Source organism: Actinophytocola sp. (genome assembly GCF_049647105.1).
Classification (GTDB): Bacteria; Actinomycetota; Actinomycetes; order Mycobacteriales; family Pseudonocardiaceae; genus Actinophytocola.
On the sequence record NZ_JBARWZ010000095.1, the window covers coordinates 1 to 18,268 of the forward strand.

15 protein-coding genes, 1 pseudogene and 1 riboswitch are annotated in these 18,268 nt (G+C 71.1%); of the genes and pseudogenes, 10 read left to right on the forward strand and 6 right to left on the reverse strand.

The genetic code is table 11. The features are described from left to right. Positions 1-165 precede the first annotated feature (165 nt). From WBA97_RS11325 to WBA97_RS11350, 6 genes are all read left to right on the forward strand, one after another. Entirely contained in the window at positions 166-918 is a 753-nt protein-coding gene (locus WBA97_RS11325) for an ESX secretion-associated protein EspG (protein WP_424230705.1), read from the forward strand. Positions 919-1,014: 96 nt separating this feature from the next. Further along, the gene (locus tag WBA97_RS11330; protein ID WP_424230706.1) at positions 1,015-1,380 is read left to right on the forward strand and encodes a group I truncated hemoglobin; all 366 of its coding nucleotides are present in this window, start codon (positions 1,015-1,017) and stop codon (positions 1,378-1,380) included. Positions 1,381-1,740: 360 nt separating this feature from the next. Beyond that, positions 1,741-3,342: a DUF4331 domain-containing protein gene (locus tag WBA97_RS11335; RefSeq protein ID WP_424230707.1), complete on the forward strand. Its 1,602-nt coding sequence runs from the start codon at positions 1,741-1,743 to the stop codon at positions 3,340-3,342. Positions 3,343-3,410: 68 nt separating this feature from the next. After that, complete coding sequence (locus WBA97_RS11340) at positions 3,411-4,727, forward strand: tetratricopeptide repeat protein (protein WP_424230708.1); 1,317 nt, start codon at positions 3,411-3,413, stop codon at positions 4,725-4,727. Further along, on the forward strand, positions 4,724-6,211 hold the full coding sequence (locus tag WBA97_RS11345) for a nickel/cobalt transporter (RefSeq protein WP_424230709.1): 1,488 nt from the start codon (positions 4,724-4,726) through the stop codon (positions 6,209-6,211). The genes WBA97_RS11340 and WBA97_RS11345 overlap by 4 nt, the downstream gene beginning before the upstream one ends. A 19-nt stretch (positions 6,212-6,230) precedes the next feature. Continuing rightward, positions 6,231-6,587 carry a hypothetical protein gene (locus WBA97_RS11350; RefSeq protein ID WP_424230710.1) on the forward strand — a complete coding sequence of 119 codons (357 nt, stop codon included), beginning with the start codon at positions 6,231-6,233 and terminating at the stop codon, positions 6,585-6,587. A gap of 121 nt (positions 6,588-6,708) precedes the next feature. Here WBA97_RS11350 and WBA97_RS11355 read toward each other — a convergent pair. Further along, positions 6,709-7,809: pseudogene (locus WBA97_RS11355) on the reverse strand (aminotransferase class V-fold PLP-dependent enzyme); the annotation flags it as partial. Positions 7,810-7,843: 34 nt separating this feature from the next. After that, the gene (locus WBA97_RS11360; protein WP_424230711.1) at positions 7,844-8,155 is read right to left on the reverse strand and encodes a DMT family transporter; all 312 of its coding nucleotides are present in this window, start codon (positions 8,153-8,155) and stop codon (positions 7,844-7,846) included. 6 nt (positions 8,156-8,161) lie between these two features. Then, a riboswitch (guanidine-III (ykkC-III) riboswitch) is annotated at positions 8,162-8,228 on the reverse strand. A gap of 115 nt (positions 8,229-8,343) precedes the next feature. On the opposite strand from WBA97_RS11360, the gene WBA97_RS11365 reads away from it, so the two are divergent. The 3 genes from WBA97_RS11365 to WBA97_RS11375 all read left to right on the forward strand — a co-directional run bounded on the left by WBA97_RS11365 (position 8,344) and on the right by WBA97_RS11375 (position 12,541). Next, positions 8,344-10,719, forward strand: a complete 2,376-nt coding sequence (locus WBA97_RS11365) for a phosphoketolase family protein (protein ID WP_424230712.1) — start codon at positions 8,344-8,346, stop codon at positions 10,717-10,719. Beyond that, positions 10,704-11,786 carry an acetate/propionate family kinase gene (locus tag WBA97_RS11370; protein WP_424230713.1) on the forward strand — a complete coding sequence of 361 codons (1,083 nt, stop codon included), beginning with the start codon at positions 10,704-10,706 and terminating at the stop codon, positions 11,784-11,786. Before WBA97_RS11365 ends, WBA97_RS11370 begins: the two co-directional genes overlap by 16 nt. Positions 11,787-11,893: 107 nt before the next feature. Further along, entirely contained in the window at positions 11,894-12,541 is a 648-nt protein-coding gene (locus WBA97_RS11375) for a response regulator (protein ID WP_424230714.1), read from the forward strand. A 9-nt stretch (positions 12,542-12,550) separates the two neighbouring features. Here the strand turns inward: WBA97_RS11375 and WBA97_RS11380 are convergent, their stop codons facing one another. From WBA97_RS11380 to WBA97_RS11390, 3 genes are all read right to left on the reverse strand, one after another. Then, entirely contained in the window at positions 12,551-14,272 is a 1,722-nt protein-coding gene (locus WBA97_RS11380) for a GAF domain-containing sensor histidine kinase (protein WP_424230715.1), read from the reverse strand. A gap of 88 nt (positions 14,273-14,360) precedes the next feature. Continuing rightward, positions 14,361-15,242, reverse strand: coding sequence for a universal stress protein (locus WBA97_RS11385; protein WP_424230716.1), 882 nt, complete (start codon positions 15,240-15,242; stop codon positions 14,361-14,363). Between the two features lie 19 nt (positions 15,243-15,261). After that, entirely contained in the window at positions 15,262-15,897 is a 636-nt protein-coding gene (locus WBA97_RS11390) for a TetR/AcrR family transcriptional regulator (protein WP_424230717.1), read from the reverse strand. A 100-nt stretch (positions 15,898-15,997) separates the two neighbouring features. Between WBA97_RS11390 and WBA97_RS11395 the strand changes: the two genes are divergently transcribed. Then, complete coding sequence (locus WBA97_RS11395; protein ID WP_424230718.1) at positions 15,998-17,179, forward strand: cytochrome P450; 1,182 nt, start codon at positions 15,998-16,000, stop codon at positions 17,177-17,179. Here WBA97_RS11395 and WBA97_RS11400 read toward each other — a convergent pair. Further along, positions 17,169-18,248 (reverse strand): zinc-binding dehydrogenase, encoded by a 1,080-nt coding sequence (locus WBA97_RS11400; RefSeq protein WP_424230719.1) that lies wholly within the window; start codon positions 18,246-18,248, stop codon positions 17,169-17,171. The genes WBA97_RS11395 and WBA97_RS11400 overlap by 11 nt on opposite strands. Between the last annotated feature and the right edge of the window lie 20 nt (positions 18,249-18,268).

Sequence of the window (18,268 nt, forward strand, 5' to 3'; positions counted from 1 at the left end):
CGCCATGGGTGGGGCACCGGTGGGCGCGGGGCGCGGCAAGGGCGACGAGGACGAGGAGCACAAGCGCAAGGTGCTCCTGGAGGCCGATGCGGAGAGCATCTTCGGCAGCAACGTGTTGACCGCACCCCAGGTGATCGGCGACGACGAGTACGAGGACTGACGGGGGTGCTACCGGCGCCGGCGCACGTGCCGGCCGCGCTACTTGCGTGGCTGGTCGCCGACGCCAACCTCGGCGAGCTGCACAAGACACTCGCGCCCGAGGCCCGCTGGTTGCCGCCGTCCGGGCACGTAGCCATGCGTCGGCAGTCCCAGGAGCTGCTGACAGCACTGGGCTGGCGCGACCGCCGTGGCAACCTTGAACGGGAGGTCGCCACGGCGTTGGCCGTGCTGTGCCGGCCGCGCGTCGAGTACTACGGATGGATCACCCATGACGGTCGCACCGTCGGGGTCCTCGCCGGACGAACCGGCGGGGAGTCGCTCCTCGCGGTACGCCAGGCGGATTCGACGGTGCGGTTGAGCCGGATCGGCGCGAACCGGCTCGCCGAGCGGCTGGTCGCGCAGACACCCGACGTGCCGGCGGGCTCTGGCACGCCGTTCACCGTGTCGGCGGCCGAGGTCCGGTCCACCAGGCCGGACGGAAGGCTGCGCACCCCGGCCGGGGCGGGAGTGCGCCGCGCCGGACCCGAGGCGCGGCGCGTGCGGCGCCTGGCCGCGTTGCCGGTCGGCGGGTTCGGTGAACTGTCGGTGGCGACCCGCGACGAGTGGGGCCGCCGACGGCGTGCCGCGCAGCCGTTGCGGTACACCGACACCAGCGAGGGGCGCTTCGTGTTGTTGCCAGGGGCCGGGGATGACGTGCGGGTGGCACCTGCGAGCCGGGACGATCTCGTCCGGCACCTGACCAGGATGGCCTCGAGCTAGCGCCCTGTCGTCACGCGAGCCGCAACTGATACGATGATACGTGCCACGATTCTCTGTATCATCGCGGGAGAACTCCACGCGGGAATGGAGCTTCTGATGAGCGTCTACGGAGAGATCGGCGGCCAGGTCGCGCTGGTCGCGGTCGTCGACGACTTCTACGACCGGGTGCTCGCCGACCCGGAAGTGGCCGCGTTCTTCAACGGCACCAACATGTCCCGCTTGAAGGGCATGCAGGTCGAGTTCTTCGCCGCCGCGCTCGGTGGTCCGGACGAGTACCGCGGCAGGTCGATGAAGGACGTGCACCTTGGCCGCGGCATCACCCAGCGCCAGTTCGATGTGGTGGCCACCCACCTGAACGACGCGCTGACCGACGCCGGTGTGCCATCGGACACCGCGGCCACGATCATCGGCACGATCGCGCCCCTGGCCGACGACATCGTCTCCTCCCGTGTGACCGGATGACCAACCCGCTCGCCGTACCGCGCTGACATCACCGATGCGGGAAGCACCTGTCCGGTAGAGCCGCCGCCACCCGCTCTCGTGGCCGCGCTCCTGGATGAGCCCCGCCACAACACTTCCACAACGTCCCCACAGGCGGCCGCGCGCAGTATCGGCACACGACAGAGGACCGGGGAACCCGGCCTCTGCGCAGCGGGAACCTGCCGACTTCTCCCACGGCGGATCCCGCGTCCAGGGGATTGCAAAACTCTGTTGTTTCCGGGTCGGACGGGGATCGACCTGTTGATCGTCGCGCCGTGATCGAGCTGATACGCGGCCTGCCCGCGTCCCGCGGGCGATGTTCTTTGCCAGAAAGGGATGGAAATGGCAACACCCTCTCCTGCTCGTCCCCGGGTGGTCACCCGGCGACGAGCGGCGGTCGCGCTCGTCGCGGTCGGCAGCACTGTGCTCGCGAGTGCGCTCGTCGGGCTGTCGTACGGGCCCGCGGTCGCGTCGAGCCACCGGGAAGCTCCACTGATCGCCGGCGACCCGCCGGTCGACAACACCGATGTGTACGCGTTCGTCAGCCCCGACAAGCCGGACACCGTGACCCTGATCGCGAACTGGTACCCGTTCTCCGAGCCCAACGGTGGACCGAACTTCTACCCGTGGGCCGCGGACGCCCACTACGACATCAACATCGACAACGACGGCGACGCGCGTGCGGACCTGACCTACCGGTGGGACTTCCGCACGGACGACCGGCGGGGGAACACCACGTTCCTCTACAACGACGATCCGGTCACCTCGCTGGACGACCCGGACCTGTTGTTCCGTCAGACCTACACGCTGTCGTTGATCGACCGGGTCGCCGGGCGGGTCACGACCCTGGCCAGCGGAGCCAGGGTCGCGCCGTCGAACGTCGGTCCGGCCTCGATGCCGGACTACCGGGTGCTCCGCGACCAGGCCATCACCACCATTCCGGGTGGCGGGCGCAGCTACGCGGGGCAGGCCGACGACCCGTTCTTCCTCGACCTGCGGATCTTCGACCTGATCTACGGTGGTGACCTGTCCGAGACAGGGCAGGACACGGTGGCCGGCTACAACGTGAACACCATCGCGTTGCAGGTGCCCAAGACCGCGCTGTCGCTCCGGGGCAACCCGGCCCGCAACCCCGTGATTGGGGTCTGGAGCGACACCGAGCGTTATTCGCTCACGGTGCGCACCCCCGGTGCGCAGCAGTCGTTCGGCAACGAGGTCCAGGTGTCGCGCCTTGGCAACCCGCTGGTGAACGAGGTAATCCCGCCCGCGGCGTTGAAGGACAGGTTCAACTCGCTCCTGCCAGAGCAGGACCGGACCGTGCCCGCCCTGGTCGACCGGGTGAACAACCCGGAGGTGCCCGATCTGATCCAGCGGATCTACGGCATCCCCGCACCGCAGAAGCCACGGAACGACCTGTTCGAGATCTTCCTGACCGGGATCACCACGAAGACCGGTGCCGATATCAACGTGGATCTCAACTCCCAGCTCAACAACCTCGACGTCGACCCGGCTCGGTTCGCACCGTCGGAACAGTTGCGGCTGAACACGTCGATCCCGCCCACCGCCCAGCCCAACCGGCTCGGGGTTCTCGGCAACGACCTCCAGGGGTACCCGAACGGCCGCAGGCTGGCCGACGACGCGCTCGACATCAGCGTCCAGGCCCTTGAGGGCGCCGCGGTCAGCGGCATCGTCGCACCGCTCGCCGCGGGTGACCGGGTCGACCGGAACGACGTTCCGTTCGACACGGTGTTCCCGTATGTCGCGCTGCCGAACAACAAGGCGGTCAACTCGTCCTCCTCGTCCGGTGGCGCGGTGCCGCCGTTCGGCTGGACGAACTTCCCCGCCATGCCGGCGCTGACCGGTCTGGTCGCGGTGGCGTTGATCGGGTCCGGCGTCGTGCTCTACCGGCGCCAGTCCCGAGGCAACGTCGTTCAGACCGCGTAAGAGGACGGCCGTCGGCGACCGCGTCCCGCGGCGTCGGCGGCCCCACCACACCCCGGAAGGCACGATCGATGTCTGGAAGAACGCGCTCCCGCCTCGGTGCCGCACTGGTCGCCGGGCTCGGCACCGGCCTCCTCGTCCTCAGCGTCGCGGCACTCCTGCCACCTGCCCCGCCGAACCCGGCCGTCGTCGAGGGACCGGCCAGTGCGTCGAGCACTCTCGACCGGTGGATCCTGACCGCGCAGGCCAAGCTGGACCGGCGGGAGCGGGATCCGCAGACGTGGGCCGAGCTGGGCACCGCGTACGTCGAGAAGGCACGGATCACCGCGAACCCCGCCTACTACCCCAAAGCGGAAGGGGCGCTGCGCACGTCCTTGGCGCAGCGGCCAGACGGCAACGGGGCCGCGCTGACCGGCATGGGTGCGCTCGCCAACGCACGACACGACTTCGCGGCCGCCCGCGACTGGGGTGAGCGGGCCAGGGCGGTGCTCCCGGACACCGCGAAGGTGTACGGCGTGCTCACCGACGCCTACACCCAGCTCGGTGCCACCGCGGCGGCCACCGACGCGCTGCAGCGCATGCTGGACATCGAACCCGGCGTCTCCTCGTTCACCCGCGCCGCCTACGAGTTCGAGCTGCACGGCCGCGCCGACGACGCCCGCTACGCGCTCGACCGTGCGCTGGCGGACGCGGTCGACACCAGTGACATCGCGTTCTGCCGCTACCGGCTCGGCGAGCTCGCCTTCGACAACGGGGACATCGACACCGCGGCGCGCCACTACGAGGCGGGCCTGCGTGCGGTGCCGCAGGACGCGCCGCTGCTGCAGGGAAGAGCGAAGGTCGCGGCGGCACGCGGGCAGACCGTGGCGGCGCTCGCCGGCTACCGGAACCTCGTGTCCCGGCTGCCGAACCCCCAGTACCTTCAGGAGTACGCCGTGCTCCTGACCTCCGCGGGCGAACCGGAACTCGCCGAACGCCAGTACGCGGTCATCGAACAGCAGGAACGGCTCCAAACCGCCTCGGGCGCGAGCGACGACCTCGCGGCGTCCCTGGTCGCCGCCGACCGCGGTGACGCCGAGCAGGCGCTCCAGCGTGCGCGGGCGGAGTGGTCACGCAGACAACCCGTGTTCGTCGCGGACGCACTGGCCTGGGCGCTGCACCTTGGCGGGCGGGACGCCGAGGCACTCACCTACGCCGACCGCGCCGCGCGCACCGGCTGGCGCAACGCCACGTTCTCCTACCACCGCGGCATGATCCTCGCCGGCCTCGGCAGGAACACCGAAGCCGTCACCACACTCGACGAGGCGCTGCGCGTCAACCCGCACTTCTCCCCCGTCGAGGCGCGGACCGCGCGGACCACGCTGGCGAGTCTGCGAGGTGCCGGATGAGGCGCCTCGCCGTGTTGCTGGTGCTGTGCGCGCTGGGGCTGGCGGCCGCGCCGGCATCAGCGGCAGCGCACCCGCTCGGCAACTTCACCGTCAACCACTTCAACGGTCTCACCCTGTTCCCGGACCGGATCGACCTGCACGCCGTCATCGACCTCGCCGAGATACCGGCGGTGCAGGAACGGCCGACCGTCGACCGCGACGGTGACGGCACGGTGTCCCCGGCGGAGGCCGACCGGTACGCCGGCCGGGAGTGCTGGCGGTTCGCCACCGCGACGACGGTCGCCGTCGACGGCCGCTCCGGCGAGTGGCGGCCTGCCGGGCACCGGCTGGAGTTCCCCGCAGGCGAGGCCGGGCTCGCGACCATGCGCCTGCTCTGCGAGTTCACCACCTCGGCCACGCTGGACCACCCCGCCACCATCGACTTCCGGGATGCGTTCCGCACCGACCGGATCGGGTGGCACGAGCTGGTGGTCACCGGCGACGGGGTGCGTACCGTCGACTCGGCGCTGCCCGCCACGAGCGTCAGCGACGAGCTGCGTGCCTACCCCGAGGACCTCCTGGCGGACCCGCTCGACCTGCGCGCGGCCACGTTCCGGACCGAGCCAGGAGCCGCCGGGAGCGGCGCGGCTCTCGGCGCTCCGCCCGGCTCGGTGGTCACGTCCGCGACGTCCTGGTTCACCGACCTCGCGGGCAGCAGGGACCTCACCCCGATCGTCGGCCTCCTCGCGGTACTGCTCTCCCTCGTGCTCGGCGCCTCGCACGCGGCCCTGCCGGGGCACGGCAAGACCGTCATCGCCGCCTACCTCGCTGGCAAGAACGGCTCGGTGCGGGACGCCGTCACCGTGGGCGCCACGGTCACCGTCACCCACACCGCGGGGGTGCTCGTCCTCGGGCTGCTCATCAGCGGGTCGAGCGCGGTCGCTGGCGAGAGCGTGCTCGGCTGGCTCGGCGTCGCCAGCGGTCTGCTCGTCGCGTTGATCGGCGCCGTGCTGCTGCGATCGGCACTGCGGGCCCGCGCCCGCGCCATGCCGGCCGCACCCGTGCGGGAACCGGTGCTCGCACACACCGGCGGGCCGAGCCCTCACGCCCAGCACCACGGGCATGGGCACGCGCATGGGCACAGCCACGGGCACGGACACGGCCATGGGCACAGCCACGGGTACGGCCGGACCGGGCTCATCGGCATGGGTGTCGCCGGTGGTCTCGTGCCCAGCCCGTCCGCACTCGTCGTCCTGCTCGGCGCGATCGCGCTCGGCCGGACCTGGTTCGGGGTGTTGCTCGTCGTCGGCTACGGCGTCGGCATGGCCGCCACGCTCACGCTCGTCGGCGTCCTGCTCGTCCGCTTCCGTGACCGCTTCGAGCGACTCCCCCGCCTCCAGAACCGCCTGACACGTCTGCGGAACTGGATGCCGGCACTCACGGCGACGCTCGTCCTCGTCGTCGGGCTCGGCCTCGCCGTGCGCGCCGCGGCGGGCATCACCTGACCGGAAAGGCAGCAAACACATGCACCTCCGACTCCTCGGTGCCGCACTGAGCGCGTTGCTCTTCTGCGCGGTCGCCTGCACCGAGGCTGCGCCCGACCCCGGCCCGCGCTTCGACGACGAGACCGCCGGCGGTGCCGCGCGAGAGCTCAGCTGCATGCGGCACCAGCCGCAGCCGCCCGGCACCCGCTACACCGACGCCACGATCAGGCGTACTGGCGAGACCTTCGCCCTGCTCCGCTACTACACCGCGAACGGCGCCAAGCCGTACTGCGACGGCAAGGGCCCCACCGCCGTCGACCGGCAGTGGGCGGACATCTACGTACGGCTTGGCGCGGACCGGAACAACGTCGCCGCACTGCTCGACGACGAGGGGTGAGCGGTCAGAGCCCGCAGGGAACGGCCTGCCCGCGAGCGACAGCGAGCAGACCCTCAGCGACGAACGCGCAGGGCAGCGAAACACTCCATGACCGACATGCCAATCACACGATCAGCGTGTCCCGCTTCAGCCGGGACAGCGCCGCGCGCACCCGGTCGACGGCGCCGGGTCCGGTCGACGCGTGCGGGGACAGCCGCACCTGGTCCGGCCGCACCGTGGCCGTCACTTCGGCGTCGGCCAGCGCGGCCGCCACCTCCCCGGCGGTCCGGCCGGGCACGCGGAAGGCCAGGATCCCGGCTCGCCGGTCGGTCGCGGACACGATCTCGGCACCCGCCGATCGCAGCATCTCGTCGAACTCCGCGACGCGGTCGGTGATCCGCCGCGAGACCACGTCCTGTCCGATCTCCTCGACCAGCTCCAGCGCCCTGGCGAGCGCACCGGCGTTCACCGGGCTGAGGTTGCTCACCGACCAGGACTGGGCATCGGGGGCCATCTCATGGATCTCGTCGTCGAACACCGCGGGGTCGCGTGCCCCGGTCCACCCAGAGATCAGCGGCGACATGCGATCCAGCGCGCGGTCCGACAGCACCGCGAAGGCGATCCCCCACCCCGCGCGCAGCCACTTCTGCCCACCACACACGAGCACGTCGGCGGCCGCCCACGGCTCGTCGACGACGCCGACGCCCTGGATGCCGTCCACCACGAGGAGCCGGTCGCCGACGACCTCGCGCAGCGCGCCGAGGTCGGCCCGGTACCCGGTGCGGAAGTCGACGGCGCTCACCGAGACCACGGTCGTGCTCGCGGTCAACGCGGCCGCGACCACCTCCGGGGTGACCCGGCCCCTCGGCGGACGCAGCAGGCGCACGGTCAGCCTGCCCGCCTGCTCGGCCCGCACCCACGGGTAGGTGTTGGCCGGGAACTCCGCGGCCGACACCAGCACCTCACCGGCCGGGACGCCGAACGCCGTCTGGAACAGGCCCTGACTGGTGTTCGGCAACAGGGCCACCCGGTCGTCGGCGGCGCCGCACAACCGGGCCACCGCCGCCCTCGCGCGCGCGTCGCACGTCATCAGGTCGTCCACCGTGGACGGCCCCGCGGTCGCCAGCCTGCCGAGCAGCTCGGCGCTGGTCTCGACCACCGCACGCGACGGCGGCCCGACCCGCGCGAAGTCGAGGTAGCCAGGCGACTCGCCGAACCACTCACGCCAGAAGTCACCGGTCACCGGTGGTGCACCGCCCTCTCCCCGAAATCACCAACTAAGCAAGCTTCAGGCCCACCGCGCCCGCGACGATCAGCAGCACGCAGCACACCCGCGCGACGGTGACGGGTTCGTTCAGGTACAGCATGCCGAACACGGCGGTGCCGACCGCGCCGATGCCGACCCATACCGCGTAGGCCGTGCCGATGGGAATGGTTCGCATGGCGACGGCGAGGCCGCCCATGCTCATCACGAGCGCGGCGGCGAACACCACGGAGGGTACGAGCCGGGTGAAACCCGCGCTCTTGCCCAGTGCGATCGCCCATACCGTCTCGAAGAGACCCGAAATGACGAGAATGATCCAGTTCATGGTGGTGGTGCGCCGTCTTCGCCTGGCCGGGTACGACGCTCTCGTCCGGAACGGCGCCGGAACGGGCCGTCGACACCGACCATAACCCCCCGGCGGCCGCCCGGTTCGGGCGGTGACCGGGCAGCGCGCGCATAGGACGGCTCGGGCCGGGAACCCGGCACCTGAGCCGACCACCCGGGAGACAACCAGTGACCGAGACGATCGACGTGCCACTCGACCAGCGGGAACTGCGGGTGCTCGACGCGTACTGGCGGGCAGCCAACTACCTGTCCGTCGGCCAGATCTACCTGCTCGACAACCCGCTGCTGACCGAGCCGCTGCGCCGTGAGCACGTCAAGCCGCGGCTGCTCGGCCACTGGGGCACCACGCCCGGCCTGAACTTCCTCTACGCCCACCTCAACCGGGTGATCCTGGCGCGGGACCTGAACGCCATGTACGTGATCGGCCCAGGTCACGGCGGGCCCGCGATGTTCGCGAACACGTGGCTGGAGGGTAGCTACACCGCCGCCAACCCGGCTGTGCAGCGCGACGAGCAGGGCATGCGGGAGCTGTTCCGGCAGTTCTCGTTCCCGGGTGGCGTGCCGAGCCATGTGGCGCCGGAGGTGCCCGGTTCCATCCACGAGGGCGGCGAGTTGGGCTACTCGCTCGCCCACGCCTTCGGTGCCGCGTTCGACAACCCGGACCTCGTGGTGGCGTGCGTGGTCGGCGACGGCGAGGCCGAGACCGGTCCACTCGCGACCAGCTGGCATGCCAACAAGTTCCTCGACCCGGCCACCGACGGCGCGGTGCTGCCGATCCTGCACCTGAACGGCTACAAGATCGCCAACCCCGCGGTGCTGGCCCGCATCCCACAGGAGGAGCTGGACGCACTGCTCCGCGGCTATGGCTACGCGCCGCGTCATGTCACCGGCGAGGACCCGGCGCGGATGCACCAGGACATGGCCGCCGCCCTTGACGACTGCCTCGACGAGATCGCCGCCGTCCAGCGGCGGGCCCGCACGGACGGGGACCGCACGCGGCCACGGTGGCCGATGATCGTGCTGCGCTCCCCCAAGGGCTGGACCGGACCGGACACGGTCGATGGCGTGCAGGTGACCGGCACCTGGCGGGCACACCAGGTGCCGCTGTCCGGGGTGCGGGACAACCCCGGGCACCTCGCGATGCTGGAGCAGTGGCTGCGCTCCTACCAGCCGGAGGAGCTGTTCGACGAGTCCGGCGCCCCAACCCCCGAGCTGCTCGCGACCGTCCCGGACGGCGACCGCAGGATGGGCGCCAACCCGCATGCCAACGGCGGCCTGCTGCTGCGCCCCCTCGACCTGCCCGACTTCCGTAACTACGCCGCGCGGGTCGAGAAGCACGGCGCCACCACCTCCGAGCCCACCCGGGTGCTCGGCCGCTTCCTCCGCGACGTCATGCGGGACAACGCGGACGCCAGGAACTTCCGGCTCTTCGGGCCGGACGAGACGGCCTCCAACCGGCTCGACGCCGTCTACGAGGTGACCGGCAAACAGTGGCAGGCCGAGGTGCTGCCCGTCGACGAGCACCTCACCCACGACGGCCGCGTGGTGGAGGTGCTCTCCGAGCACCTGTGCCAGGGCTGGCTGGAGGGCTACCTCCTCACCGGGCGCCACGGCCTGTTCTCCTGCTACGAGGCGTTCATCCACATCATCGACTCGATGTTCAACCAGCACGCCAAATGGCTCAAGACCAGCAAGAAACTTCCCTGGCGGCGACCGGTCGCGTCGCTGAACTATCTCCTGACCTCGCACGTCTGGCGCCAGGACCACAACGGCTTCTCCCACCAGGATCCCGGGTTCATCGACCACGTCATGAACAAGAAGGCCGAGGTCATCCGCGTCTACCTGCCGCCGGACACCAACACGCTGCTGTCGGTGACCGACCACTGCCTGCGCAGCCGCGACTACGTCAACGTGATCGTCGCGGGCAAGAACGAGTCACCGGACTGGCTGCCGATGGACGAAGCGGTCCTGCACGCCACCCGCGGTGCGGGCATCTGGGAGTGGGCAAGCAACGACGACGGCACCGAACCCGACGTCGTCCTGGCCTGCGCGGGCGACGCACCGACCCTGGAGATCATGGCCGCGACCGCGATCCTGCGCGAGGAACTCCCCGACCTGAAGGTACGGGTGGTCAACGTGGTCGACCTGATGCGCCTCCAACCCCGCACCGAACACCCGCACGGCATGAGCGACCCCGAGTTCGACGCCATGTTCACCACCGGCAAGCCGGTGATCTTCGCCTACCACGGCTACCCCTGGCTGATCCACCGCCTCACCTACCGTCGCACCAACCACGACAACCTCCACGTCCGCGGCTACAAGGAGGAAGGCACCACCACCACGCCCTTCGACATGCTCGTCCTCAACGACCTCGACCGCTTCCAGCTGGTCATCGACGTGCTCGACCGGGTGCCCGGCCTCGGCACCCGGACCGCGCTGGTCCGCCAGCGCATGCTGGACCTGCGGGCCCGCCACCACGTGTGGACCCGCACCCACGGCGAGGACCTGCCCGAGGTCCGCGACTGGGCGTGGCCGAGCCGATGACGTGTGTGCTGGTGGTGAACGCGGGCTCGTCGAGCCTCAAGCTGGCTCTGCTGGACGATGACGACGAGGTCGTCGGCGCCACCACCGTCGAGCGGTGGTCGGGCGGCGACGAGACCGACGACGTCATGGCGTTCGTCGACGGGCTCCCCCGGGTCGACGCGGTCGGGCACCGGATCGTGCACGGGGGCGCCGACCTGACCTCGCCCGTCCTGCTGGACCGGGACGTCCGCGACCGCATCGCCGGACTCGCCGAGCTGGCGCCGCTGCACCAGCCCCGCGGGGTGGCCGGGATCGACGCCGTGAGCGCGGTCCTGCCCGACGTGCCATCGGTCGCGTGCTTCGACACCGCGTTCCACCACGACCTGCCCGCCGCGGCACGCACGTACGCGCTGCCGAGGGAGTGGAACGAGCGGTGGGCGTTGCGCCGCTACGGCTTCCACGGCCTCTCGCACGCGCACGTGGCGCGGCGGGTGGCCGAGCTGGCAGGGCCCGGCAGGCGGATCGTCAGCTGCCACCTCGGTTCCGGCGCGTCGCTCGCGGCCGTCGTCGGTGACCGGTCCGTGGACACGACGATGGGGTTCACGCCACTCGCCGGTCTCGTGATGGCCACCCGATCGGGCGACATCGACCCTGGCCTGGTGTTGTGGCTGCTGCACCACGGCGGTGTGTCGGCCGACGAGCTGTCGGACCTGCTCGAGCACCACAGCGGCCTGGCCGGGCTGACCGGCGGCAGTGGCGACCTCCGGGACATCGTGGACAGCGACGACGAGGCGACCCGGCAGGCACTTGACGTGTACCTCCACCGGCTGCGGCGGGAGATCGCCGCGATGACCGCCGCCATGAACGGGCTGGACGTGCTGGTGTTCACCGGCGGCGTCGGCGAGCACCAGCCGGTCGTGCGTGCACGGGCGGCCGACGGCCTCGCGTTCCTCGGTGTGGCGATCGACGCGGCGGTGCCCGTCGACGGGGATACCGAGATCACCGTGCCCGGTGCGGCCACGCGGACGTTCGTCGTCACGGCCCGCGAAGACGTCGAGATCGCCAGACAGGTCAGGACGGTGGTGTGAAAGGGACTTTCGTCCCTGATTATTAGAGGCCAGTTTCCTGCGTGCGCATCACCCTTTCGGGAATACCTTCTGGGTGAGGGTGTAACCAGTGCGCCGAGGAGGCAACCGTGACTGTCCGCGTCCTGTTGGTCGATGACCACGAGATCGTGCGGCGGGGCATCGCCGATCTCGTCGGCACCGCCGATGACCTCGAGGTCGTCGGCGAGGCGGCGGGCGTGGTGGAGGCACTCGCCAGGGCGCCGCAGGTGACCCCGGACGTCGCGGTGCTGGACGTGCGGATGCCCGACGGCAACGGCATCGAGCTGTGCCGGGACCTGAAGTCCATGCTGCCCGACCTGAACTGCCTGATGCTCACCTCCTACGCCGACGACGACGCGCTGTTCGACGCGATCATGGCGGGCGCGTCCGGGTTCGTGCTCAAGCAGGTACTGGGCCTCGACCTGCTCGAAGCGATCCGCATGGTCGGCGCGGGCGGCTCGCTGCTGGACCCGAAAACCACCGCCGCGTTGATGAACCGGATCCGCCACGAACGCGAGAACCAGAACCCGCTCAACGCACTCACCGAACAGGAACGAGCCGTGTTCGACCTCATCGGTGAGGGACTGACCAACCGCCAGATCGGCGAAAAACTCTTCCTCGCGGAGAAGACGATCAAGAACTACGTGTCACACCTGCTGAACAAGCTCGGCATGCAGCGCCGCACGCAGGCCGCCGTCCTGGCCACGGAGCTCCGCTCCCGCAAACAGGCCAACTGACGGCCCAGGTCACGGTGACGGGATCGGGACCCGCCACACGAGCCGCGTCCCGCCATCGGGGTTCGCCGACACGGTGGTCGTGCCGCCGCACTCCATGGCCCGCCGTTCGAGGTTGAGCAGACCGCTGCGCGCCACGTCGGGCGGCATGCCGACCCCGTTGTCCGTCACGCCGATGACCAGGTCGGCGGCCGCTTCCACGGTGACCACGATGTCGGTGGCGCGTGCGTGCCGCACCGCGTTGCTGATGCCCTCCCGCAGCGCGGCGAGCGCGTGCTCGGCCACGGACGGCGGGACCAGGGTGTCGACGGCGCCGGAGATCCGCACCGCGGGCGACATGTCGGTGTCCGCGCTGGCCTCGGCGACCAGATCGAGCATCCGCCGCCGCAGGCTGGTGGGGCTCTCCTCCCCGGCCGTGTGCAGGTCGAAGATCGAGGTGCGGATCTCGCGCATGGTCTCGTCGAGCAGGCCGACCACGCGGCTGACCCGGCCGCGGGCCTCGCCGTCGGTGATGCGGCCGACGATGGCCTGCAGGCTCATGCCCGCCGCGAAGAGCCGCTGGATGACGTGGTCGTGCAGGTCGCCCGCGATCCGGTCGCGGTCGGCGAGCAGGTCGAGCATCCGTTCCTGCCGCTGCTTGTCCGCGAGTTCCAGTGCCAGCGCGGCCTGCGCGGCGAACGACGCGAGCATCGGCAACTGGTCGTGGCCGAACTGCGTGTCGCCCTTGTTACGCAGCGCCAGCAGCAGCCCGCTGACCCCGGTCGCGGACCCGAACGGCACCGCGTGCGCGGGCCCGAAGTCGCCGAACATGTTGGCCTCCGAGCCCAATGTCTGCGCGAAGTCGGCGTACACGGTCGGCTCGCGGTCGGTGATGACCGAGGCGATCGCGGGCGTGGTCGTGGACAGCCTGCGGCCGATCATCTCCTCGCCCCGGGTCCCGGCACCCGCCTCCACGGTGAGCGTCTCGCCCTCCCCGTCGGCCCGGAGGATCAGCGCGGAGTCGGACCCGGACAGCTCACAGGTGCGCTGCGCGATCAGCAGGAGGGCCTCCTCGCTCGAACCTCCGCCAAGGAGCAGCGCGTTGACCTCCGCCGACGCGTACTGCCAGCGCTCACGCAGCCGGGCCTGCTCGAACAGGCGCGCGTTCTCCACGGCGACACCGGCCGCCGCGGCGAGTGCCTCGAGCACCACGACATCGTCGTCGTTGAACTCGTTCTCGCCCTTCTTCTCCGTGAGATAGAGGTTGCCGAACACCGCGTCACGCACCCGGACGGGCGTGCCGAGGAAGCTGCTCATCGGCGGGTGGTTCGGCGGGAAGCCGACCGACGCCGGATGCTCGGCGAGGTCAGGTAGCCGGATCGGGACCGGGTGCTCGATCAGGTGGCCCAGCAGGCCCTTGCCCTCCGGCAAGTGCCCCATCTCCGCACGTATCCCCGGATCGATACCGACGTAGACGAACTCCGAAAGCCCCTCGTCACCCAGCACACCCAGCGCGCCGTAGCGGGCATCGACCAGCTCCACCGCGGTCTGCACGATCCGCTGCAACGTGCCGGCCAGCTCCAGACCCGCACCGACCGCGACGACCGCGTCCAGCAGACCCTGGAGCCGGTCACGGGTCTTGCCGATCTCGACCAGCCGGTCCTGCAGTTCGTTCAGCAGCTCGTCGAGCCGCAACCCGGCGAGTGACACACCGACGGCAGAACGCTTGGGTCTGCCACCGCCGGCGTCCGGCATCCGCACACTCCGCTCTCGAACCGGTGGCCACCGGGCGATACGGCCACCGATGGACACTTCCCAGCGTATCCGTAGCGGCAATCACCCGTCAGGGACCGACGTCCCTGGTCCGGACGACCGCGACCGGACACGGCGCGTGGTACAGAAGGTGCTGGCTGGTCGACCCGAGCAGCAGACCGCGGAACCCGCCCCGGCCCCTGGTGCCGACGACGACCAGCCGCGCGTTCTCCGCGTGCCGCAGCAGCGCGACGCTCGAGCGTTCGCGCTCCACGTGCCGGGTGACCTCCACGTCCGGGTACTCCTCGCGCCTGCCCGCGAGCCGCTCGCCGAGCTCGGCCGCCGCGGTCTGGGCCAGCGGCGAGAAGTCCAGCGCCGCCGCGCCACCCGCGAACGCGGTCTCCACCAGCAGGTCGGACCACGTGTGGACGGCGACCAGCCCGGTCCCGTACGCCGACGCGGCGGCGAACGCGTGCTCGATGGCCGCCTCGCTCGCCGGGGTGCCGTCGACGCCGACCACGACCGGGCCGGTCGTGGTCGACACCATGCCGCGGACGACCACGAGCGGGCAGTGGGACCGGCTCGCCAGCTCCACCGCGGTCGAGCCGACGAGCAGCCCGGTGAAGCCGCCGAGGCCGCGGGTGCCGAGCACGAGCTGTGCCGCGGTGGCGGACTCCTCGACGAGGGTGGGCACCGCGCCCCCCATGTGCGTGACGGCGTCCACCCGCAGGCCGGGCACGGCCTCCCCGGCCACCTTCTCCGCCTGCGCCAGCGATTCCCGGCCCTGCTCCGCGAGCGCGTCGCGCAGCTGCCGGTGCCCGACGTACCCGCCGGGGTAACCGAAGGGTACGTCGCAGGCGTGCACGAGCCGCAGCGACGTCCCGTGTGTCATGGCCTCCCTGGCGGCCCATCGCACGGCGTCCAGCGCGGACTCCGAACCGTCGACTCCGGCAACGATCGGCAGAGTGGTCATCTGTCCTCCTCAGGCCGGGTCATGACCGGCCGAACTCGAGGTCACCACGGGTCAGCGGGCGGCCGGGCAGGTCGCCGGGGGCGGGTGCGCGCAACCCGTCCATCATGATCGCCAGCACGCGACCCGCCACGAGCCCTTCGGCGTCCCGGGTGACCGCGTGGGTCTGGTGCACGACCGACACGAACAGCATCGCGAGGTCGCCGACGCCAACGTCGCGGCGCAGGCTGCCTTCGTCCTGCGCCCGGCGCACCACCTGGTCGAGCGTGTCGAGCAGCTCGTCGCGCACCCGCGAGGTCTCCTCGTCGGCCCGCACCACGGCCGTGACCCTCGGCGACGCGGCCTGCACGCTCACGTGCAGCCACGCCGACAGCCGCATGATCCGCATCAGGGCAGCCCACGCGGTCGGCTCCTGTGCGAGCGCGGCCCCGGTCTCGTCGGCGACGGCCTGGAAGGTGTCCCGGAAGACCGCGCGGATCAGCGCCTCCCGGTCGACGAACCGCCGGTAGAGGGTGCCGACGCCGACGGAAGCCCGCCGCGCGATCTCCTCCATCGGCACCTCGGCGCCCCGCTCCGCGAAGATCTCCCGCGCCGCCACCAGGATCTGGTCGCGGTTGCGGCGCGCGTCCGCACGCAGGGGCGCCTCGGGGCTCGTCATCTCCGGATTATCACACCGGTCCGAAAAGTAGACGGTGCGCTTTCGGGTGACTACCGTCGATGACAAGTGGACGACTTTCTTCCAGATTTGGGGGCAATGAATGCAGGACTCCTTCCCGCCGCGTGCGTGCCCGTTCCACGACGAGGTGTCGGTGACCGAGCCCGGCCCGATGACCAGGGTGACTCTGCTCAGCGGGCAGGAGGTGTGGGCGGCGTCCCGGCACGCCGACGTCCGGGCCGTGCTGACCGACCCCGCCTTCTCCTCCGACCGCGCCAACCCGGGCTTCCCGAACCCGACCGGCCGCCGCGTCGCGCAGGACCGCAGGGCGAAGCCGTCCCTGATCGCCATGGACCCACCGGAGCACGGGCCTGCCCGCCGCGCGGTGCTCGGCGAGTTCACCGTCAAGCGGCTCGCCGCGCTGCGGCCGCGCATCCAGCAGATCGTCGACGACCACCTCGACAGGATGCTCGCGATCGAGTCCCGCACCGCCGACCTGGTCGAGGCGCTCGCGCAGCCCGTGCCGTCGCTGGTGATCTGCGAGCAGCTCGGCGTCCCCTACGACGACCACGAGTTCTTCCAGTCCCGGTCGAAGACGCTGCTGTCCCGCTCCGCCGCCGTCGAGGACATGCGCTCCTCGCTCGACGAGCTGCGCGCCTACGTGGACAAGCTGGTCAGCGAGAAGGAGTCAGCACCGACCGACGACCTGATCGGCAGGCAGATCGCCAAGCACCGCGCGGAAGGCACCTACGACCACGAGGCGCTGGTGAGCCTCGCGCTGCTGCTGCTGATCGCGGGCCACGAGACGACCGCGAACATGATCTCGATCGGCACGCTGGCGCTGCTGCGGCAGCCGGAACAGCTGGCGCTGCTGATGGCCGGCCAGGACCGGACCACGGGCGCGGTGGAGGAACTGTTGCGGCAGTTCACGATCGCCGAGTTCGTGACCTCCCGGGTCGCGGTCGCGGACACCGAGATCGGCGGCGTGACCGTCAAGGCGGGCGATGGCGTGCTGACCCTCGGCAACGCCGCCAACCACGACCCGGCCGTCTTCGCCGACCCGGAGCGCCTCGACGTCACCCGCGGCGGTCGCAACCACATCGCGTTCGGCTACGGCGCACACCAGTGTCTCGGGCAGAACCTCGCCCGCGAGGAGCTGCGGATCGTGTTCGACACCCTGTTCACGCGGGTGCCGACGCTGCGGGTCGACGTGCCGTTGTCCGAGCTGCCGTTCAAGGATGACGCGACGATCTACGGCCTGCACAGCCTCCCGGTCAGCTGGTGAAGCTGACGATCGTCCGCGCGCCCTGACCGAGGTGTTCGAAGGCGTCGTTGATGCCCGCGAGGTCGGTGGTCGCGGTGGCCAGGGCGGCGAGGTCGAGCTTGCCCTCCTCGACGAGGCCGAGCAGGCGCGGGATCTCGACGTCCGGGTCGCTCGACCCGAACACGCAGCCGTGCAGGGTGCGGCCGAACCAGTACAGCTCCAGCGCGTTGAACTCGACGGTGCTGGTCTTGCTGCCGACGCCGACGACCGTGACCGAGCCGCCGCGGCGGCTCGACGACCATGCCGTGCGGATGGTGGCCGGCAGGCCGACACAGTCGAAGGTGTGGTCCGCGCCCCGGCCCTCGGTGAGCTTGCGGATCGCCTTGGCGGTGGTGTCGCCGGAGACGAGGAAGTCGGTGGCACCGTGCTGTGCGGCCAGGTCGGCCTTGGCCTCGCTCACGTCGACGCCGATGATCGGGCCCGCGCCGACCGCACGCGCGGCCTGCAGTGCCGACAGCCCGACCCCGCCGAGCCCGACGACCACGACGGACTCACCGGACCGCACGCGGGCGGTGTTGAGCACCGCCCCGGCACCGGTCTGCACGGCACAACCCAGCACCGCGGCCTGTTCCATCGGCACGGAGTCGGGCACCTTCACCACGCCGCCCGCAGGCACGATGGTCTCCTCCGCGAAGGCCGCCGTGCCGAGGCCGGGGTAGATGGGCGTGCCGTCATCGAGGTGCGCGTACGGCGCACGCGCCACCTCCTCGGCGTGCACGCACAACCATGGCTCGCCCCGCAGGCAGAACCAGCACTCGCGGCACGCGGGCGCCCAGTTGAGCACCACGTGATCGCCGACGGCCACCCGGTCAACGCCGTCGCCGACCGCGAGCACCACACCGGCGCCCTCGTGCCCGAGCACCGCGGGCACCTCCTGCAGGAGCGTGCCGTTGGCGAGGGAGAGGTCGGAGTGGCACACACCGGCCGCGGCGACCCGCACCTTCACCTGTCCCGGTCCGGGATCGCCGAGGGAGATGTCCCGGATCTCGAGTTGCCCGCCCTGTTTGGTCAGCACCGCTGCACGCACCATGAGTTGGACTTAATCACACG